Source organism: Agrococcus sp. Marseille-P2731 (assembly GCF_900117395.1).
Lineage (GTDB): Bacteria > Actinomycetota > Actinomycetes > Actinomycetales > Microbacteriaceae > Agrococcus.
The window spans coordinates 881,881-897,275 of sequence record NZ_FPEG01000003.1 but is presented as its reverse complement, the minus strand read 5'-3'; the positions used below and the strand labels follow the sequence as shown (position 1 = coordinate 897,275).

The following is a 15,395-nucleotide window of genomic DNA, read 5'->3' as shown; positions in this document are numbered from 1 at the left end:
GTGCTCGTGCGTCCGTGGTCTCAGTCGTGGGGGAGGGGATGCGCGCTGCTGGTGCGCGCGTCGTGCAGGTGCACAAGCATGCGAGTGTACGCGCGTGCGGCGACGGCGAGGTGTGCGATGCGCACCCGCTCGTCGGGCTGGTGGGCCTGGCCGGTGATGTCGCCCGGGCCCAGGATGATGGTCGGGCACGCGTGGTGGCGGGCGATGAAGCCGCCCTCGCACGCGGCCGTCCACGCTTCGACCGGCGCCTCGGCACCCTCGGCGCGCAGCGCCTCGACGGCGCTGGAGACGAGCGGATGCGCGGAGTCGGTCTCGAACCCGGGCATCTCCATGAGCAGTCGCGCCGAGGCCTCGCACCCGACATCCGCGGAGGCTCCCGCGATGCCCGCCTCGAGCTGCGCGAGGGCCTCAGCGCCCGTCTCGCCCGGCATCAGGCGACGATCGACGAGCAGCGTGCAGCGGTCGGGCACGATCGAGGTGCCGTGCCCGCCCTCGATCCGACCGACGCTCCAGGTGGCCGAGCCGAGCAGGCCGGCGGCGCCCGCGCGCATCCGCTCGTGGTCCCGAGCGATCCAGGTGGCGATGCGGGCAGCGGCGGTGATGGCGCTCGCGCCGTCCTCGGGCCGGCCGGCGTGGGCCGCGCGGCCCGTCACCTCGATCTCGAGGTTGGCCGCCCCGCGGCAGGCCACGACGACCGCCATGTCGGTCGGCTCGGCCACGATGCACGCCAGGTAGTGCCCGGGCGGCTCGGCGATGTGCGCCTGGATGCCGGTCGCGAGGTCCTCCTCGTCGACCGTCACGAGCAGCTCGAGCGGCAGCTCTGGGCGCACGCGGTGCACCGCCGCCATCGCCTGGAGCGCCGCGGCGATGCCGCCCTTCATGTCCGCGGCGCCGCGGCCGGTGAGCCAGCCGTCGGCGACGCGCGGGTTGAAGGGGTCGGCGCTCCAGCCCTCGCCTGCCGGCACGACGTCGCTGTGGCCCAGCAGCAGGACGGCGGGGTGCTCGGCGCTCGCATCGGGGCCGAAGCGGATGGAGAGGTTGGGCCGCTCCGGCGCCACGAGCGTGCGACGCGTGCGGCCGCCGAGGCGCGACGCGATCGACTCGAGCACGCGCACGGTCACGAGCTCGGTGCCGCCCGGGTTCTCGCTCGCCGCGAGGATGAGCGATGAGGCATCGGCGACGATCGTCGCATCCTCGATGAGCGCGAGCGCGCGCTCGAGGTCGCGCTCGTCGCGACCAGAGGCATCCGTCACGTGCCCTGCCTCACGATCAGCTCGCGCGGCGCATCGGTGAGCACCTCGACGCCGTCGCCGGTGATCGCGAGCGACTCGCTCAGCTCGCAGCCGTAGCCCGACATCCACATGCCCGCGATGATGTGCAGGCACATGCCCGGCTCGATCACCGTCTGCTCGTCGCCGCGGATCGACACCGTGCGCTCGCCCCAGTCGGGCGGGTAGCCGATGCCGATCGAGTAGCCCAGGCGCGAGGGCTTCTCGATGCCCTCCTTCGCGATGTGCCGCTGCCAGATGCCGTGCACCTCGGCGATCGTGCGACCGGGTCGCATCCCGTCGACGACGAGCTGCAGGCCCTCGGCCGTGATCTCTGCGAGGTGCGCGAGGCGGTCGCTCGGCCGGCCGAGCACGAGCGTGCGCGCGAGCGGTGCGTGGTAGCGGCGGTGCGCGCCCGCGAGCTCGATCGAGACGGCCTCGGATGCATCGAGGCGGCGGGCGCTGAAGGTCATGTGGGGCGTGTCGGCAGACTCGCCCGTCGGCAGCATCGGCACGATCGCGGGGTAGTCTCCCTCGGCGCCGTCGACGCCCGTCGCCTGCGCGAACTGGATTGCAGCGGCGACGTCGTTGAGGCGGGCGCCGGCCGCGACCGCGTCGATGCCCGCCCGCATGGCGGCTGAGGCGACTCGACCCGCGCGGCGCATGAGGTCGAGCTCGTAGGGGCTCTTGATCAGGCGCACCCAGTTGACGAGGTCGTGCGCGTCGACGAGCTGCCACTCGGGGAGGCCCTGCTGGAGCGCGAGGAACGACCGCACCGAGAGGAAGTGCGCCTCTCCCTCGTAGCCGATCCGGCCACGGCCGCCGAAGCCGTGGGCGCGCAGCTGCTCGGCCGCCCAGTCGAAGGGGTGCGCGTCGCGCTGGTGCACGAGCGACTCGGGGTAGCCGAGGATGCGCTCGCGCGGCGTCTCGACGGCGGTGCGGTGAGCGCCGCCCGCATCCATGTCGCGCATGATGAGGAGGGGCTCACCCGCGAGGGGCACGAAGAGCAGCTGCGGCATGTAGAACGACCAGGCGTCGTAGCCCGTGAGGTAGTGCAGGTTGGCCGGGTCGACGACGACGAGGCCGTCGAGGCCGGCGGCGGCCATGCGCTCGCGCGTGCGGGTGAGCCGGGCTGCGTACTCGTCGGGGCTGGGGCGCACGGTGACTCCTCGTTCTGCTTGGCGCAACCCTATGCCAGCGTCGAGAGCCGGTCGGCGAGGAGAAGCGATGCGGACTGGCTCAGAGGCGCTTGCTCAAGTGCAAGAACTGGTGAAGGCGCCTGGTCGGTCCGCATCGCTGCTTGCCCGGAACTGTACGCCGGGCCCAGCGCATCCGCAATGCATCAATCGCTGACCGCGACCTGCGGCTTCCGGATGCCGGGGTGCGACCTCGGGATCGACGCGAACAGCACCCAGCCGGACGCGGCGATGCACGCGATGATCAGCGGGTAGGTCAGCGCCGCGCGCATGATGGCGAGCCAGGTGGTCTCGTCGAGCCACCAGAGCACCGAGAAGACGACGACGCGGATGACGTACTGCAGCACCCAGATCCAGGAGGCGCGCTGGTAGGCGCGCAGGAGAGCGGGATCCCTGCGCCAGCGCGTCTTCGTGCCGATGAGCCCGCCGACGATGAGGCCGAGGAACGGCCAGCCGATGACGATCGAGACCATCCACGCGAGCGCGCTCGCGGCGTTCGAGAGCAGCTGGATCAGGAAGAAGTTGCGCGCCTCGCCCGAGTAGTAGGCGATCATCGCCGCGAGCACGGTCATGAGCATCCCGATGACGACGGCCTTCGGCGTGCGGCGCGCGATGAGGGCGGGGATCAGGGTCGCGGCGCTCGCGACGAGTGACCAGACGACCGCGGTCAGCAGCTCGCCGTCGCTCGCGAGCCACGCGGCGAGGAAGGCGATGGGCGGGATGCTGCCCTCGAGCGCCGCCCTGCCGCCGCCGAGCAGGCGGGAGAGCGACTCCTCCTGGGTCGGGTCGCCGTCGGCGTCGAAGCGGTCGGCGCTCACGCCCGGCTGGTCTCCCAGCCCTCCGGCCCCGTCGACCCGGCCGCGTAGTCGTCCATGGGCACCGCATCCGCTCGCCACGCAGCGAGCACCGGCTCGATGATGCGCCAGCACTCCTCGGCCGCGTCACCGCGCACCGCGATGCGGGGGTCGCTGTCGAGGATGGAGGCGAGCACCTCGCCGTAGGGCAGCAGCTGGCCGCCGCCGAGCTCGCCGCGCAGGACGGTCTGCTCGAGCGTGAAGGGGTCGCCCTTGCCGTTCGTCGTGATGTGCAGCTCGAAGCCGTCGGGCTTGAAGTCGATCACCAGGCAGTCGGGGGAGTCGTGGCCGCCGAAGCCGGTCGGCACGTGCGCCGGAGGCTTCCAGTGGATGACGGCCCGCTTGCGGACGCCGCCGAGCGACTTGCCGGAGCGCAGGATGAAGGGCACGCCCGCCCACCGCGCCGTCGCGATCTCGACCTGCACCTCGGCGAGCGTCTCGGTGCCGAGCGCGGGATCGACGCCGTCCTCCGCGACGTAGTCGGGCACCGCGCGGCTCTCGACGCTGCCGGCCGTGTAGCGGGCGCGGCGCGAGTGCTCGATCGGGTCGACGACGCTCGAGGCGCGCAGCACCTGGCTGATCGCATCGCGCAGGTCGCCGGCGGTGACGCTCGAGATCGGCTCGATCGCGATGAGCGCCATGATCTGCAGCAGGTGCGACTGGATCATGTCCCGCAGCGCACCGTTGCGGTCGTAGTAGCCGGCGCGACCCTCGAGCGTGACCGTCTCGTCGTAGAGCACCTCGACCTTCGCGATGCTGTCGCGATCCCAGACCGGTTCGAACAGGCGGTTCGCGAAGCGCAGGCCGATGAGGTTGAGCACCGTGTGCAGGCCGAGGAAGTGGTCGATGCGGAAGACGCGGTCCTCCGGCACGATGCGCGTGACGAGCGCGTTGAGCTCGCGCGCAGACTCGAGGCTGGCGCCGAAGGGCTTCTCGATCGCGAGGATCGTGCCCTCTGGCACGCCGATCTGCTCGAGCGCGGTGCACACGAGCTGCGTGACGTGCGGCGGCAGCGCGAAGTAGATGACGAGCCGGTCGCAGGGGATCGAGGCGATGAGCGCTGCCAGCGACTCCGGATCGGTCGCGTCGGAGGCGACGTAGCGGGTCGAGCGCAGCACGTGCTCTGCGGCCTCGCCGGTCGCGCTGCCGGCGGCCAACGCGGTCTGCACGCGGCCTGCCCAGTCGGCGTCGCTGAGCTGGCGCAGGTCAGCGCCGACGATCTCGACCCGTCGCTGCGGCTCGATCTGCAGCAGCGTGGCGATGCCGGGCAGCAGCAGGCGGCTCGTGAGATCGCCGGATGCGCCGAGGATGAGGAGGGTCGTGGCGGGCTGAGAGGTCGAGCGCTGCGCAGTGGCCATGGCTCGATCCTCGCATCCGATGCTCTGCTCGGGGGTCGGTCAGCGCCCGGGCGTCACCACCACACGCCGCCGCCGAGCGAGATGCCGCCGTACGTCAGCAGCACGAAGACGCCAGCGATGACCGCGGGGGCGACACCGCGGCCGCCCGCGTGGCGAGACTTGAACAGCGCGATGACGGCGAGGATCGCCGCGATGGCTGCGAGGCCGCCGCCGAGGATGAGGCCGACGAACAGCGGGATCGGCATGAGGACGAGGCCGAGGAGGCCGATCCAGAACGCCCACCACGCCCAGGGGTTGGAGCGCTTGATTTCCATGCCCCCATCCTCTCGCGGCCTCGCTTCATGCTCGCCGGGAGCCGGCGCGACCACAGCGGCTCTTGAGCGAGACCTGGGCCGCTGCCGCGAGGAGACGAGTGACGCTCACCGCAGAATGGATGCAGCTGCGCCCCCACCCGTCGTGACCGGGTGGGGGCGCGGTCCTCGGCAGCACCGTGGCAGGGTGGGGGCATGACGCGCGACCTCCACATCACCGGCGACGAGAGCGCCGACCGCCTGCTCTCGGACGATGACTTCGCGCTGCTGACGGGCATGCTGCTCGACCAGCAGGTGACGATGGAGTCGGCGTTCGCCGGGCCCGCGAAGCTGCGCGACCGGCTCGGCCGCTTCGACGCATCCGAGATCGCGAGGATGGACCCGGAAGCGTTCCTCGCCGCCTTCGGCGAGAAGCCGGCGGTCCACCGCTTCCCGGGCTCCATGGCCACGCGCGTGCAGGCGCTCGCGAGCGTCATCGTCGACGAGTGGGGCGGCGACGCCGGCGCGATCTGGCGCCAGGGCGAGCCCGACGGCCCCGAGGTGCTGCGGCGCCTCGAGGCGCTGCCCGGCTTCGGCGAGCAGAAGGCGAAGATCTTCCTGGCGCTGCTCGGCAAGCAGGCGGGCTTCGACGGCGATGGGTGGGCGGATGCGGCGGGCCCGTATGGCGAGCCCGGCGCGAAGCGCTCGGTGGCGGACATCGTCGACGCGGCCTCGCTCGCCGAGGTGCGCGCGACGAAGCAGGCTGCGAAGGCTGCGGCCAAGGCGGCGAAGGGCTGAGCGTGCCGCCACCTTCGTCGTGCGGCGCGCCGACGGGCATCGCTAGGTTGATCCCGAGCGCGGCGCGCGATGGAGCGGTCGCAGGGCGGAGCATGCCATGACCGAGTACACCGATACGAGCGCGGGCGACCGCATCGGCTTCGATCGCTATGGCAGCGGACCGGGCGTCGTCTTCGTCGCGGGCGCCGGGCCGTTCCGAGCGCAGGATGCGACGACGACCGAGACCGCGCGGCTCGCCGCCGAGCAGGGCGTGCAGGCGCTCGTCTACGACCGCCTCGGCCGAGGCGACAGCCCCGCCGACGGCGACCTGACGCTCGACCGGGAGCTCGCGGCCATCGCGGCCGCCATCGACGAGGTGGGCGGCAGCGCAGTGCTCGTCGGGCACTCCTCCGGCTGCTCGATCGCGCTCGCTGCCGCCGACGCAGGGCTGCCCGTCACGGCGCTCGCGCTCTGGGAGGCGCCGATCGGCCAGTTCGAGGGCGGCGCCGCCGGCTTCGAGGCCGACTTCCTGCGGCACCTCGACGCGGGCGACCTCGACGCGGCGCAGCGCGAGTACATGCGCGACATGCCGCCGGAGTTCCTCGAGGGCGCGATGCAGGATCCGTCGTGGCCGCAGATCGTGCTCGGCAGCCGCAGCTACCGCGCCGACGCGCGCTCGCTCGCCTGGGCCGAGGAGCTGCCCGCTGACGAGCGCTACGCCCGCATCGCCGTGCCGGTGCTCGTCATGGTCGGCGAGCACACCTTCCCCGGCATGACCGAGAGCGCCGAGGCGCTGCAGGCAGCGATCCCTTCCGCGACCTTCCGCGTCATGCCCGGCGCGATGCACGAGTGGGAGGCGGGGCCCATGGCGACCGCCATCGCACAGCTCGCCGCACAGGGCGGGTAGCGGCCCTCAGCCGCGCCGCTTCGCGCGCCCGCGGGGCAGCAGCTGCGCGCTCGGCAGCCGCGGACTCGCGAGCGGGTGGCTGTCGTCGTCGACGACCGAGCCGAAGCGCGGCCGGGCCGACGCGCTCGACTCGCGCTCGCGCATCCACTCGTCTCGTGCCTGCTGCACCTCGTCGTGGTCGGTGCCGATGAAGTTCCAGAACATCACGACCTCCTCGGCGAAGGGCTCACCGCCGAGCAGGATCGCGACGCCGTCGCGCTGGGCCGAGACGATCACGGCCTCGCGGCCCGGTGCCGCGTAGGCGAGGGCGCCGCGACCGACCGGCACGTCGTCGACCGCGATGCCGTCGCTGAGCGCGAGCACCCCGTGCTCGAAGTCGCCGCGCAGCTCGAGGCGCACCTCGCTGCCGGCTGCCATGCGCAGCTCGACGCCGACGAGCGGCGTGTATGCGCCCACGTGGCTCGCGGCGCCGGCGTGCTCGCCGACGAAGACGCTGCCGGTGACGCCCGCGGCGAGCTGCACCTGCGGCACCGCGTCGAGCCCGTCGAACCAGGGCTCGCGGCCGCGCTCGTGGCTCGGCAGCACCGTCCACAGCTGCACGCCGTGCAGCACCTGGGTGTCGGGCGTGGAGTACTCGCTGTGCGCGATGCCGCGCCCCGCGGTCATGATGTTGAGCCCACCGGGTCGCACCGTGTGCGAGAAGCCTGCGGAGTCGCGGTGCTCGATCGCGCCGTCGACGAGCCAGCTCCAGGTCTGCAGGCCGGTGTGCGGATGCGGTGGCACGTCCATGCCCGGATGCCCGGCCATGGGTGCGGGGCCGAAGGCATCCGCGAAGCACCACGCGCCGATGAAGTGGCGGTGCTTGTTGGGCAGGACGCGCTGCACGGGCATCGCGCGCGGACCGCCGAGCGGCACGTCGCGGGGCAGCAGCAGCTCGAGGCCGGCGGCCGCTGCCTCCTCGACGCAGGCGGCCTCGCTGTTCTCGACGATCGTCGCCTCGGTGTTGCTCATGCCGCCAGGCTACGCACCGCGGCTCAGCGACGCGCCTGGCCATCGGCATCCGCCGTACCATCGAGGGGTGAACGAGCAGCCTGCCGGGTGGTACCCCGACCCCTTCGCCGCAGTGCCGGGAGCGACGCGCTACTGGGACGGCGAGCGGTGGACGAGCAACGCGCAGGCACCCGCGCCCGAGCCGCAGCCCGCGCAGCGCGAGCACGACGGCCACGGCGCAGGCGGCGCGCGCGGCTTCGGCGCGGCATCGCCGCCCGCCGGCCACCCCGAGGCGCAGCCGTGGCAGCGGGCCGCGGCGCAGGGCTGGGACCAGGGAGCGGATGCTCAGGGTCAGCCGCCCCTCGCGAGCTGGGGCCGCCGCGTCGGCGCCTACCTGCTGGACTGCATCCCCATGATCGTGCTGACCATGGTGCTGCTGCAGCTGCTGGGCGTCGTCGACGCGATGAACGCCGCGCTCGCCTCGGGCGACGCTGCGGCGATCGACGAGGTCAACGCCATGCTCTCCACCCTCAGCCCCGTCGGCCTCGCCATCAGTGCCGCGAACCTCGCGTTCTCGGCCATCTACAACATCGGCTTCCACGTCTCCCGCGGCGCGACACCGGGCAAGATGCTGGTCGGCATCCGGGTGCGCCGCATCGACGAGGATCGCAATCCCGAGCTGCGCGGCGCCGGCCTGCGGTGGCTCGTACAGTTCGGCCCGAACCTGCTGAACAGCGTGCCGGCCATCGGGTTCCTGAGCGGCGTCTTCTCGATCGCCGATCACCTGTGGCCGCTGTGGGACCCGCGGAACCAGGCCTTCCACGACAAGGCGGGCCGCACGGTCGTGGTGCGCTCGCGCTGAGCGGCGGCGGCCTCAGCCGCCGAAGATGGCGTCGCCGAACACGATCACGACGATGCCAGCGATCGCGAGCAGCACGCAGGCGGCGAAGAGCGCGACGCTGACCGCGCTCGATCCCGGCCGCCGGCTCTCTCGCGATCGCACGCCGAGCGCGTAGAGCAGCGGGATGCCCGCGCCCAGCAGCAGGCCGACACCGAGCACCGAGGCGACGGCCACGGCGAGCGCTCCGAAGTCGATGGTCATGCGGTGCCCTTCTTCTTGCCGCGGCGCTTGCGTTTGCGCGGCTTCGAGAGCGGGGCGACGCCCGAGGCGACGGCGCTCAGCTCGCGGTCGATGCTGCGCTTGCGCTCCGCCTTCGGCTGCTCCCACTCATCGGTGACGTTGTCGTGGCCGACGGGGCTCAGGCGCGAGCGCATCCACATGATCGTGCACGCCACGATGAGGATCGCCGTCACGACGATCGCCCCCCAGAAGTGGCCGAAGAGGTTCGAGATGAACAGGCACGCGGCGCCCACCGCTCCTGCGGCCGGCAGGGTGATGAGCCACGCGACGAGCATGCGACGCGCGACGCCCCAGCGCACCTTCACGTCATCGCGCGCGAGGCCCGAGCCGATCACCGAGCCCGATGCCACGTGGGTCGTCGAGAGCGGCAGTCCGAGGTGGCTGGAGGTGAGGATGATGGAGGCGCTCGAGAAGTCGGCGGCCATGCCCTGGCGTGGCGAGATGTCGACGATGCCCTTGCCGAGCGTGCGGATCACGCGCCAGCCGCCCGTGTAGGTGCCCGCCGCGATCGCGACGGCGCAGGCGATGCGCACCCACAGCGGCATGTCGGCGGATGCATCGAGGGAGCCGTGCGCGACGAGCGCGAGGAAGATCACGCCCATCGTCTTCTGCGCGTCGTTGGTGCCGTGCGCGAGCGACATGAGCGATGCGGCACCGATCTGGCCCCAGCGGAAGCTGCGCTGCTCGGCGCGGGTGCTGATGCTGCGCGTGACGCGGTGCACGAGCCACGTGCCGCCGAAGGCGACCACGCCGGCGATGATGGGCGCGAAGAGCGCGGGGATGAGGATCTTCTGCGCGACGCCGCCCCAGAGCACGCCGGAGACGCCGAGCGCAGCGATCGTCGCGCCGATGAGCCCGCCGAACAGCGCGTGGCTCGACGACGACGGCAGCCCGAAGAGCCACGTCAGCACGTTCCAGACGATCGCGCCGGTGAGTCCGCACAGCACGATGAGCATGAGCTGCTCGCCGTCCACCCCGGTGAGGTCGACGATGCCGCTGCCGACCGTGCGGGCGACCTCGATCGACAGGAAGGCCCCGACGAGGTTGAGGCTGGCCGAGAGCGCGACGGCCGGCTTGGGCTTGAGCGCGCCGGTGGCGACCGACGGTGCCATGGCGTTCGCGGTGTCGTGGAAGCCGTTCGTGAAGTCGAAGGCGAGCGCGACGACCACGACGATCACGAGGATGGCGACTTCCGGCACCGCGCCAGTCTGCCACCTCCGCCGCGCGGCGGATGTCGCGGATCCGATCCCCACCGCGAGCGGGAGGCGCGCCCGGATCGCTGCTCGTAGCGTCGACGGCATGGACATCACGCCTGTGGACATCACGATCCCGGAGACCATCCTGCTGCTGGGCATCGACGACGAGACCGGCAAGCCGGTCGTCGGCGACGAGCGGCTCCGGCTCGCCTTCGCGGTCGGCGCGATCGCGCAGCTGACGATGCTCGGTCGCGTGCGGCTCGCGCAGGAGGGGGAGGCCGAGGCGAGGCCCGGGACCTTCGTCGCCGCGGACGGCGCCGTCGACGAGCGGCTGGAGGCCCTCGTCGAGCTCATCGACGGCAAGCAGCCCTCGAGCGCCATCTCGCACGTGCTGCGCTTCGGAGGCCCGGGTGCTCCTGCGATGCAGGTGCGGCAGCGGATGCTCGCCGACTTCGCCGAGGAGGGCGTGCTCGCGCGGCAGGAGCAGCGGTTCCTCGGCATGACGTGGTCGGAGCGCTGGGAGCGCGGCGAGCGACGAGAGGTCGAGGATGCGGTGCAGGCGCGGGCGCGGGCGCTGCTGCAGGGCAGGGCGCAGCAGGCGCACGAGGGCGCCGCGGCTGGCGACGCGATCGCGCGGCTCGAGCAGCGCGATCACGTGCTCGCCGCTGCGCTCGCGATCCTGCACTCGGCCGAGGCGCTCCCGAAGGTCTTCCCCGACCTGCCGAAGGAGCAGGTCGAGGCCGCCGGCAGCGCGCTCGCCAGCGACGACTGGGCGAGCGAGGCGGTGCGAGGCGCGCTGCAGCAGCTCGAGGCGGTGATGATCACGGTCCTGGTGGCCGGCGTCATCACCACGACGACGAGCAGCTGAGGCAGCGAGAGCCCGGTGGACGCGACTCCAGGTCGCGGCCACCGGGCCATCGGGTGCTGCTCGTGCGGATCAGCCTGCGAGCGCCAGCTCGTTCGGCTGCCCGGCGATCTCGCCGCTCGTGAGGATCTCGCCGGTGGCGAGGTCGACGCGGTGCACGCTGTTCGTGGCCGGGTCGGTGACGATGGCCGCGTCACCGTCGATCAGCAGCGCCGGGTGCGGCAGCTGCCACTCGGCAGGGCCCTCCCAGGCGTCGATCACCGGGTAGGAGGCGACGATCTCCTGCGCCTCGACGTCGACGTGGTGGAGGGCGCCATCGGTGCCGATCACCCATGCGTCGCCGGCATCGTCGCGGCCGACGCCGCGCCAGGTGTAGGAGACGCCCTCAGGCAGTGCGAGCACATCCATGGTGCTCGCCGCGGGGTCGACGAACGCGAGGTTCTCGAGCAGCACGCCCTCGGCATCCGGGTCGTCCTTGTAGTCGACGACCGCGATCGTCGAGGAGTCGGTCGTGTAGGTGTTGCCGACGCGGCCGAAGTCGTCGGGGCTGTCGATCTTGACGAACTCGCCGTCGACGTACGTCAGCACGCCGTCCTCGCAGCCGAACACGACGGCCTCGTCGCCCACGACGCCCTCGCCGTGCACCGAGGGGCACTCCTCGAAGCGGGCGACCTCGTGGCCGTGGTCGTCGAGCGCGCGCACGCCTGAGCGCGACTCGCTGTCGCCGAGGGTCGAGAGGATCGTGCCGTCCTCGAGCTCGACGGCGACGCCGTGGTGGGCCGCCTCCGACTCGAAGCTGCGCATCTCCGGCACGCCCTCGGTCTCGAGCAGCGCATCCGTGTCGAAGATGTGGAAGTCGCCCGTGCCGTCGTCGAACAGCACCGTGCTGCCCGCGTGGCGCACGACGTGCGCCGGGGTGGTCGCCTCGATGACCGTGTCGGTCAGCTCGGCCTCGCCGCCGGAGGCGCCGGTGGCGAGCACCTGGAAGCCGCCGACGGTGGTGACGAAGACGTGCTCGCCGTCGCCTGCGGTGTTGAGGCGGTTGAAGCCCTCGATCGGCAGGTCCGCGACCTGCTCGAGCGTCGCGGCGTCGAGCACGGCGATGCCGCCGTCGTAGGCGAGGGCGAGACGAGTGCCTGCCTCGCCGGTCGCGGCGCCGGCCGAGGTCTCTGCCGGAGCCGGCGCGGGTGCCGACTCGGTGTCGACGGGCGCCTCGGCGCTCGAGCAGCCGGCGAGCGCGATGGCCGCCGCCGTCGCGAGGCCCGCGGCGGCGAGCAGGCGCCTGGGGCTGTGGGCCCTGGCGCGCTGTGTGGTGCGGATGTGCATGGTGTCCTTCCGTGGGGATCTTCGGTGGGTCCGGCGACAGCGGTCGCTGCCGCCAGGGGGTTCGGGGGAGCGCTGGGGCGGCCGAGGCTCAGCGCAATGCGGCCTCGATGCGGTCGGCGTTGGCCTCGAGCATCTGCACATAGGTCTCGGCGCCCTCGCCGGGCCCGGTGAGGGACTCGGTGAAGAGCGTCTCGACGCGCACGTCGATGCCGGCCTCCTCGGCCAGCACCTGCACGAGCCGATCGGGCTGCGACGACTCGGCGAAGATCACCGGCACGCCGGCCTCCTCGACGGCGCCTGCGAGGTCGGCGAGGTCGCTCGCGCTGGGCGCCGCGAGCGTCGTGCCTCCCGGCACGATCGCGCCGATGATGCGGAAGCCGTAGCGCTCGGCGAGGTAGCCGAACACGTGGTGGTTCGTCACGAGCGCGCGGTGCGCCGGATCGATGGCGCCGAAGCGTGCGGCGAGGTCGGCGTCGAGCTCGGTCAGGGTGCCGGCGTAGGCGTCGGCGGCCGCGTCGAGCGCGGTCGCGTCAATGCCGTCGATCGCGCCGAGCTCCGCGCGCAGCGCCTCGACGACCGCGACCATCTGGGTCGGGTCGGTCCAGAAGTGGGGGTCGGCGCCGGAGGCGTCCTCCGAGGAGTACTCGAGCACGTCGACCTGCTCGCCCGCCTCGAGGATCGGCACCCCCGCTGCTGCTGCGGCCTCGACGTGCTGGGCCAGGCCCTCCTCGAGGCCGAGCCCGTTGGCGACGATGAGGTCGGCCGACTCCATGGCCGCGGCCTCCTGCGCCGAGATCTCGAAGGAGTGCGGGTCGGCGTTCGGGCGCATGAGCGTCATGACCTCTGCCTGCTCGCCGACCAGCTCGTCGACGACATCGCCCAGGATGTTCGTGGTGACGACGACCTGCGGGCGCTCGGACTCGGCGGCGCCGGTCGACGCGGGGGCCGTGACCGCGCATCCGGCCAGCACGATCGCGAGGGCACCCGCGGCGACCGCGGCACCGGCACGGATGGCGGGTCGACGCGCGCTCATCGTCCGGTCTCCGCGATGTGCAGCGGCGTCGGCACGGGCAGCGTGCGAGCGATGCGCGCGCCATCGGCGTAGTCGATCTCGAGCACGGAGCCATCGGCGAGCACCGGCACGTAGGCGCGGCTCGCGTCGAGCTCGAGCGAGAGCGCCGCCGCGGCGACCGGGTCGGCGAGGGTGGCGGCGAGCACCGGCTCGGTGGCGCCGAGCTCGGCGCCCGACTCGTCGAGCACGAGCACGCGGCCGTCGGCGGCGATGGCCACGACGTGCCCCGCCTCATCGTCGACGGCGACGACCCGCACGAGCGGCTGCGGGGTCTCGACGAGCGTCATGGTGCGCTCGCGGGTGTCGAGCAGCCAGAAGCCGGCGTCGCCGGCGATCGCGGCCGCCGTCGCACGGCCGGCGCGCATGTCGAAGCCCGTCGCGCGGAGCGCTGCGGCGGTGCCCGCGGGGTAGCCGATCGACTCGAGCTCGACGAGCGACTCGCCCGCCTCATCCACCGTCGTCGCCAGCACCGCGCCCTCGTCGCAGCCGAGGACCGCGCCGACGCGCGTGACGATGCCGCCCTGCGGGTCCGTGCACGGCTCGCTCGCGACCTCGGTGCCGGATGCGTCCAGCACGACGACCGCGTCGTCGACGCCCACGATGGCGCCGTCGCCCGCCGGTGTCGCGAATCCGCCAGAGTCGGCCGGGAAGCGGCCCGTCTCGACGATCTCGCCCTGCCCGAGCGCCTCGCGATCGAGCAGCACGACCTCGCCGTCACCGAGCACCGCGGTGCGCGACTCGGTCGACGAGATCGTCGCGGGGCCGCCGAGCTCGAGCGAGCCGACGACGCGCGCATCCGCGCGGTAGTAGTGCACGTGGTCGGCGTGGTCCACCGTCCAGACGCCGGTGTCGACGATCGTGACACCGCCCTCGGTGGTCGCGACGAGGAAGCGGCCGTCGTGCTCGAGCGACGCCACCTCGCCGATGGCCTCGAGCTCCTCGGTCTGCTCGGTGAGCAGGTCGAGGAGGCGCACCTCGCCCGCCGGGCCGATCGCGGCGAGCACGTGCTGCGGCTCGGCGAGCTCTGCCGCGCCCTCGACGTAGCCGTGCGGCACGGCGGTCTCGGTCGGCGCGGCCTCGGCCGACGCAGCAGCGCCGCCGGTCGGCGCGCTCGGCGCCGCGGGCGTGCTGCAGCCGGCGAGCAGGAGCGCCGCGCTCGCGACGACGGCGGTCGTCTGCGCTGCAGCTGCCCCTCGCGCGCGGCGTCGGGCGGTGGTCGGTCGCAGGGTCACGCTGCGCTCCTCTCGCTGGCGAGCGCGGGCTCGCCGATCATCGGTCGTGCGGTCGTCGTGACCCGCGCGCCGTCGCGCGGTCGAAGATCGGTGAGCGCTCGCAGGCAGCTCGAGACGGCGAAGGCGAGCACGGCGGCGATGGCGATGGATGCGCCGGCGGCGGTGCCGAGGTGCCACGAGGCCGTGAGGCCCACGACCACGGCGAGCGACCCGATGGCCGCGCCGCCGAGCATGGCGCCCGGGATGCTGCGCGACCAGACGGCCGCCGCTGCGGGGGGTGCGACGAGGAGGGCGACGACCAGCAGCGTGCCGACCGCCTGGTAGGAGGCGACGACCGCGACGGTGACGAGCGCGGCGAGGCCGATCCTGGCGAGGCCGGGGCGCAGCCGCAGGGTCGCGGCGATGCGCTCGTCGAAGGCGAGGGCGAGGATGGGTCGGTGCAGCACGGCGGCGAGCACAGCGGTGCCGAGCAGGCCGATGGCGAGCGCGACCAGCTCTGCCTGCTGGACGGCGAGCACGTCGCCGAAGAGGATGGCGGTCGCGTCGGTCGCGAAGCTGCCCGAGTGCGACACGATCACGACGCCGAGCGCGAGCATGCCGACGAAGGCGATGCCGATGGCGGTGTCGTCGCGCAGTCGCGCCCTGCGGGTGAGCCAACCGATGCCGACGGCCATGGCTGCCGCGCTGACAGCGGCGCCCGCGAGCGGCGAGCCGCCGATCAGCGTGGCGATCGCGACGCCCGGCAGCATGCCGTGCCCGAGCGCCTCGCCGAGGAACGCCATCCCGCGAGCCACGACCCAGGCCCCGGCGGTCGCGCAGATGCTCGCCGCGAGCATGCCACCGATGAGCGCGCGCCCGAAGAAGGCGGTCTCGAAGGGGGCGAGCAGCAGCTCGTGGATCCAGGGCACGCACCGACGATAACG

Annotated in this window: 16 protein-coding genes; 4 read left to right on the top strand and 12 right to left on the bottom strand. The window is 73.1% G+C overall.

The genetic code is table 11. The features are described 5' to 3' along the window. Positions 1-20 precede the first annotated feature (20 nt). The 5 genes from BQ6202_RS12435 to BQ6202_RS12415 all read right to left on the bottom strand — a co-directional run bounded on the left by BQ6202_RS12435 (position 21) and on the right by BQ6202_RS12415 (position 4,990). Positions 21-1,253 (bottom strand): M20 family metallopeptidase, encoded by a 1,233-nt coding sequence (locus BQ6202_RS12435; protein WP_072314717.1) that lies wholly within the window; start codon positions 1,251-1,253, stop codon positions 21-23. After that, positions 1,250-2,428 carry a M24 family metallopeptidase gene (locus tag BQ6202_RS12430; RefSeq protein WP_072314716.1) on the bottom strand — a complete coding sequence of 393 codons (1,179 nt, stop codon included), beginning with the start codon at positions 2,426-2,428 and terminating at the stop codon, positions 1,250-1,252. The genes BQ6202_RS12435 and BQ6202_RS12430 overlap by 4 nt, the downstream gene beginning before the upstream one ends. A 182-nt stretch (positions 2,429-2,610) precedes the next feature. Then, positions 2,611-3,282, bottom strand: coding sequence for a DUF3159 domain-containing protein (locus tag BQ6202_RS12425; protein ID WP_072314715.1), 672 nt, complete (start codon positions 3,280-3,282; stop codon positions 2,611-2,613). After that, positions 3,279-4,676: a glucose-6-phosphate dehydrogenase gene (locus tag BQ6202_RS12420; protein ID WP_072314714.1), complete on the bottom strand. Its 1,398-nt coding sequence runs from the start codon at positions 4,674-4,676 to the stop codon at positions 3,279-3,281. The genes BQ6202_RS12425 and BQ6202_RS12420 overlap by 4 nt, the downstream gene beginning before the upstream one ends. A 53-nt stretch (positions 4,677-4,729) precedes the next feature. After that, positions 4,730-4,990, bottom strand: a complete 261-nt coding sequence (locus BQ6202_RS12415; protein WP_072314713.1) for a hypothetical protein — start codon at positions 4,988-4,990, stop codon at positions 4,730-4,732. A 192-nt stretch (positions 4,991-5,182) separates the two neighbouring features. On the opposite strand from BQ6202_RS12415, the gene BQ6202_RS12410 reads away from it, so the two are divergent. Further along, complete coding sequence (locus BQ6202_RS12410) at positions 5,183-5,764, top strand: HhH-GPD-type base excision DNA repair protein (protein ID WP_072314712.1); 582 nt, start codon at positions 5,183-5,185, stop codon at positions 5,762-5,764. A gap of 97 nt (positions 5,765-5,861) precedes the next feature. Beyond that, a complete protein-coding gene (locus BQ6202_RS12405) occupies positions 5,862-6,650 on the top strand; it encodes an alpha/beta fold hydrolase (RefSeq protein WP_072314711.1) in 789 nt (262 codons plus the stop codon). Positions 6,651-6,656: 6 nt separating this feature from the next. Here BQ6202_RS12405 and BQ6202_RS12400 read toward each other — a convergent pair whose 3' ends face one another. Beyond that, positions 6,657-7,661, bottom strand: coding sequence for a pirin family protein (locus BQ6202_RS12400; protein ID WP_072314710.1), 1,005 nt, complete (start codon positions 7,659-7,661; stop codon positions 6,657-6,659). A 67-nt stretch (positions 7,662-7,728) separates the two neighbouring features. Here BQ6202_RS12400 and BQ6202_RS12395 point away from each other — a divergent pair, with 67 nt between their 5' ends. Next, positions 7,729-8,502, top strand: a complete 774-nt coding sequence (locus BQ6202_RS12395; protein ID WP_072314709.1) for an RDD family protein — start codon at positions 7,729-7,731, stop codon at positions 8,500-8,502. 12 nt (positions 8,503-8,514) lie between these two features. Here the strand turns inward: BQ6202_RS12395 and BQ6202_RS12390 are convergent, their stop codons facing one another. Beyond that, positions 8,515-8,742 carry a hypothetical protein gene (locus tag BQ6202_RS12390; protein WP_072314708.1) on the bottom strand — a complete coding sequence of 76 codons (228 nt, stop codon included), beginning with the start codon at positions 8,740-8,742 and terminating at the stop codon, positions 8,515-8,517. Beyond that, on the bottom strand, positions 8,739-9,980 hold the full coding sequence (locus BQ6202_RS12385; protein WP_072314707.1) for an inorganic phosphate transporter: 1,242 nt from the start codon (positions 9,978-9,980) through the stop codon (positions 8,739-8,741). The genes BQ6202_RS12390 and BQ6202_RS12385 overlap by 4 nt, the downstream gene beginning before the upstream one ends. 100 nt (positions 9,981-10,080) lie before the next feature. On the opposite strand from BQ6202_RS12385, the gene BQ6202_RS12380 reads away from it, so the two are divergent. Further along, a complete protein-coding gene (locus BQ6202_RS12380; protein WP_072314706.1) occupies positions 10,081-10,845 on the top strand; it encodes a GOLPH3/VPS74 family protein in 765 nt (254 codons plus the stop codon). Between the two features lie 69 nt (positions 10,846-10,914). On the opposite strand, the gene BQ6202_RS12375 is transcribed toward BQ6202_RS12380, so the two are convergent. The 4 genes from BQ6202_RS12375 to aztB form a co-directional block, all read right to left on the bottom strand. Then, positions 10,915-12,168 carry an NHL repeat-containing protein gene (locus BQ6202_RS12375; RefSeq protein WP_234946210.1) on the bottom strand — a complete coding sequence of 418 codons (1,254 nt, stop codon included), beginning with the start codon at positions 12,166-12,168 and terminating at the stop codon, positions 10,915-10,917. An 88-nt stretch (positions 12,169-12,256) separates the two neighbouring features. After that, entirely contained in the window at positions 12,257-13,201 is a 945-nt protein-coding gene (gene aztC / locus BQ6202_RS12370; protein ID WP_072314705.1) for a zinc ABC transporter substrate-binding protein AztC, read from the bottom strand. Further along, entirely contained in the window at positions 13,198-14,472 is a 1,275-nt protein-coding gene (locus BQ6202_RS12365) for an ABC transporter (protein ID WP_234946209.1), read from the bottom strand. Before BQ6202_RS12365 ends, aztC begins: the two co-directional genes overlap by 4 nt. Continuing rightward, the gene (gene aztB, locus BQ6202_RS12360) at positions 14,469-15,380 is read right to left on the bottom strand and encodes a zinc ABC transporter permease AztB (RefSeq protein ID WP_234946208.1); all 912 of its coding nucleotides are present in this window, start codon (positions 15,378-15,380) and stop codon (positions 14,469-14,471) included. The genes BQ6202_RS12365 and aztB overlap by 4 nt, the downstream gene beginning before the upstream one ends. Between the last annotated feature and the right edge of the window lie 15 nt (positions 15,381-15,395).

Excerpts from the sequence above, each read along its gene's own strand:
- BQ6202_RS12420 (WP_072314714.1), bottom strand. The coding sequence starts at position 4,676 with ATGGCCACTGCGCAGCGCTCGACCTCTCAGCCCGCCACGACCCTCCTC.
- BQ6202_RS12415 (WP_072314713.1), bottom strand. The coding sequence starts at position 4,990 with ATGGAAATCAAGCGCTCCAACCCCTGGGCGTGGTGGGCGTTCTGGATC.
- BQ6202_RS12410 (WP_072314712.1), top strand. The coding sequence starts at position 5,183 with ATGACGCGCGACCTCCACATCACCGGCGACGAGAGCGCCGACCGCCTG.
- BQ6202_RS12405 (WP_072314711.1), top strand. The coding sequence starts at position 5,862 with ATGACCGAGTACACCGATACGAGCGCGGGCGACCGCATCGGCTTCGAT.
- BQ6202_RS12400 (WP_072314710.1), bottom strand. The coding sequence starts at position 7,661 with ATGAGCAACACCGAGGCGACGATCGTCGAGAACAGCGAGGCCGCCTGC.
- BQ6202_RS12390 (WP_072314708.1), bottom strand. The coding sequence starts at position 8,742 with ATGACCATCGACTTCGGAGCGCTCGCCGTGGCCGTCGCCTCGGTGCTC.
- BQ6202_RS12380 (WP_072314706.1), top strand. The coding sequence starts at position 10,081 with ATGGACATCACGCCTGTGGACATCACGATCCCGGAGACCATCCTGCTG.
- BQ6202_RS12375 (WP_234946210.1), bottom strand. The coding sequence starts at position 12,168 with ATGCACATCCGCACCACACAGCGCGCCAGGGCCCACAGCCCCAGGCGC.
- aztC (WP_072314705.1), bottom strand. The coding sequence starts at position 13,201 with ATGAGCGCGCGTCGACCCGCCATCCGTGCCGGTGCCGCGGTCGCCGCG.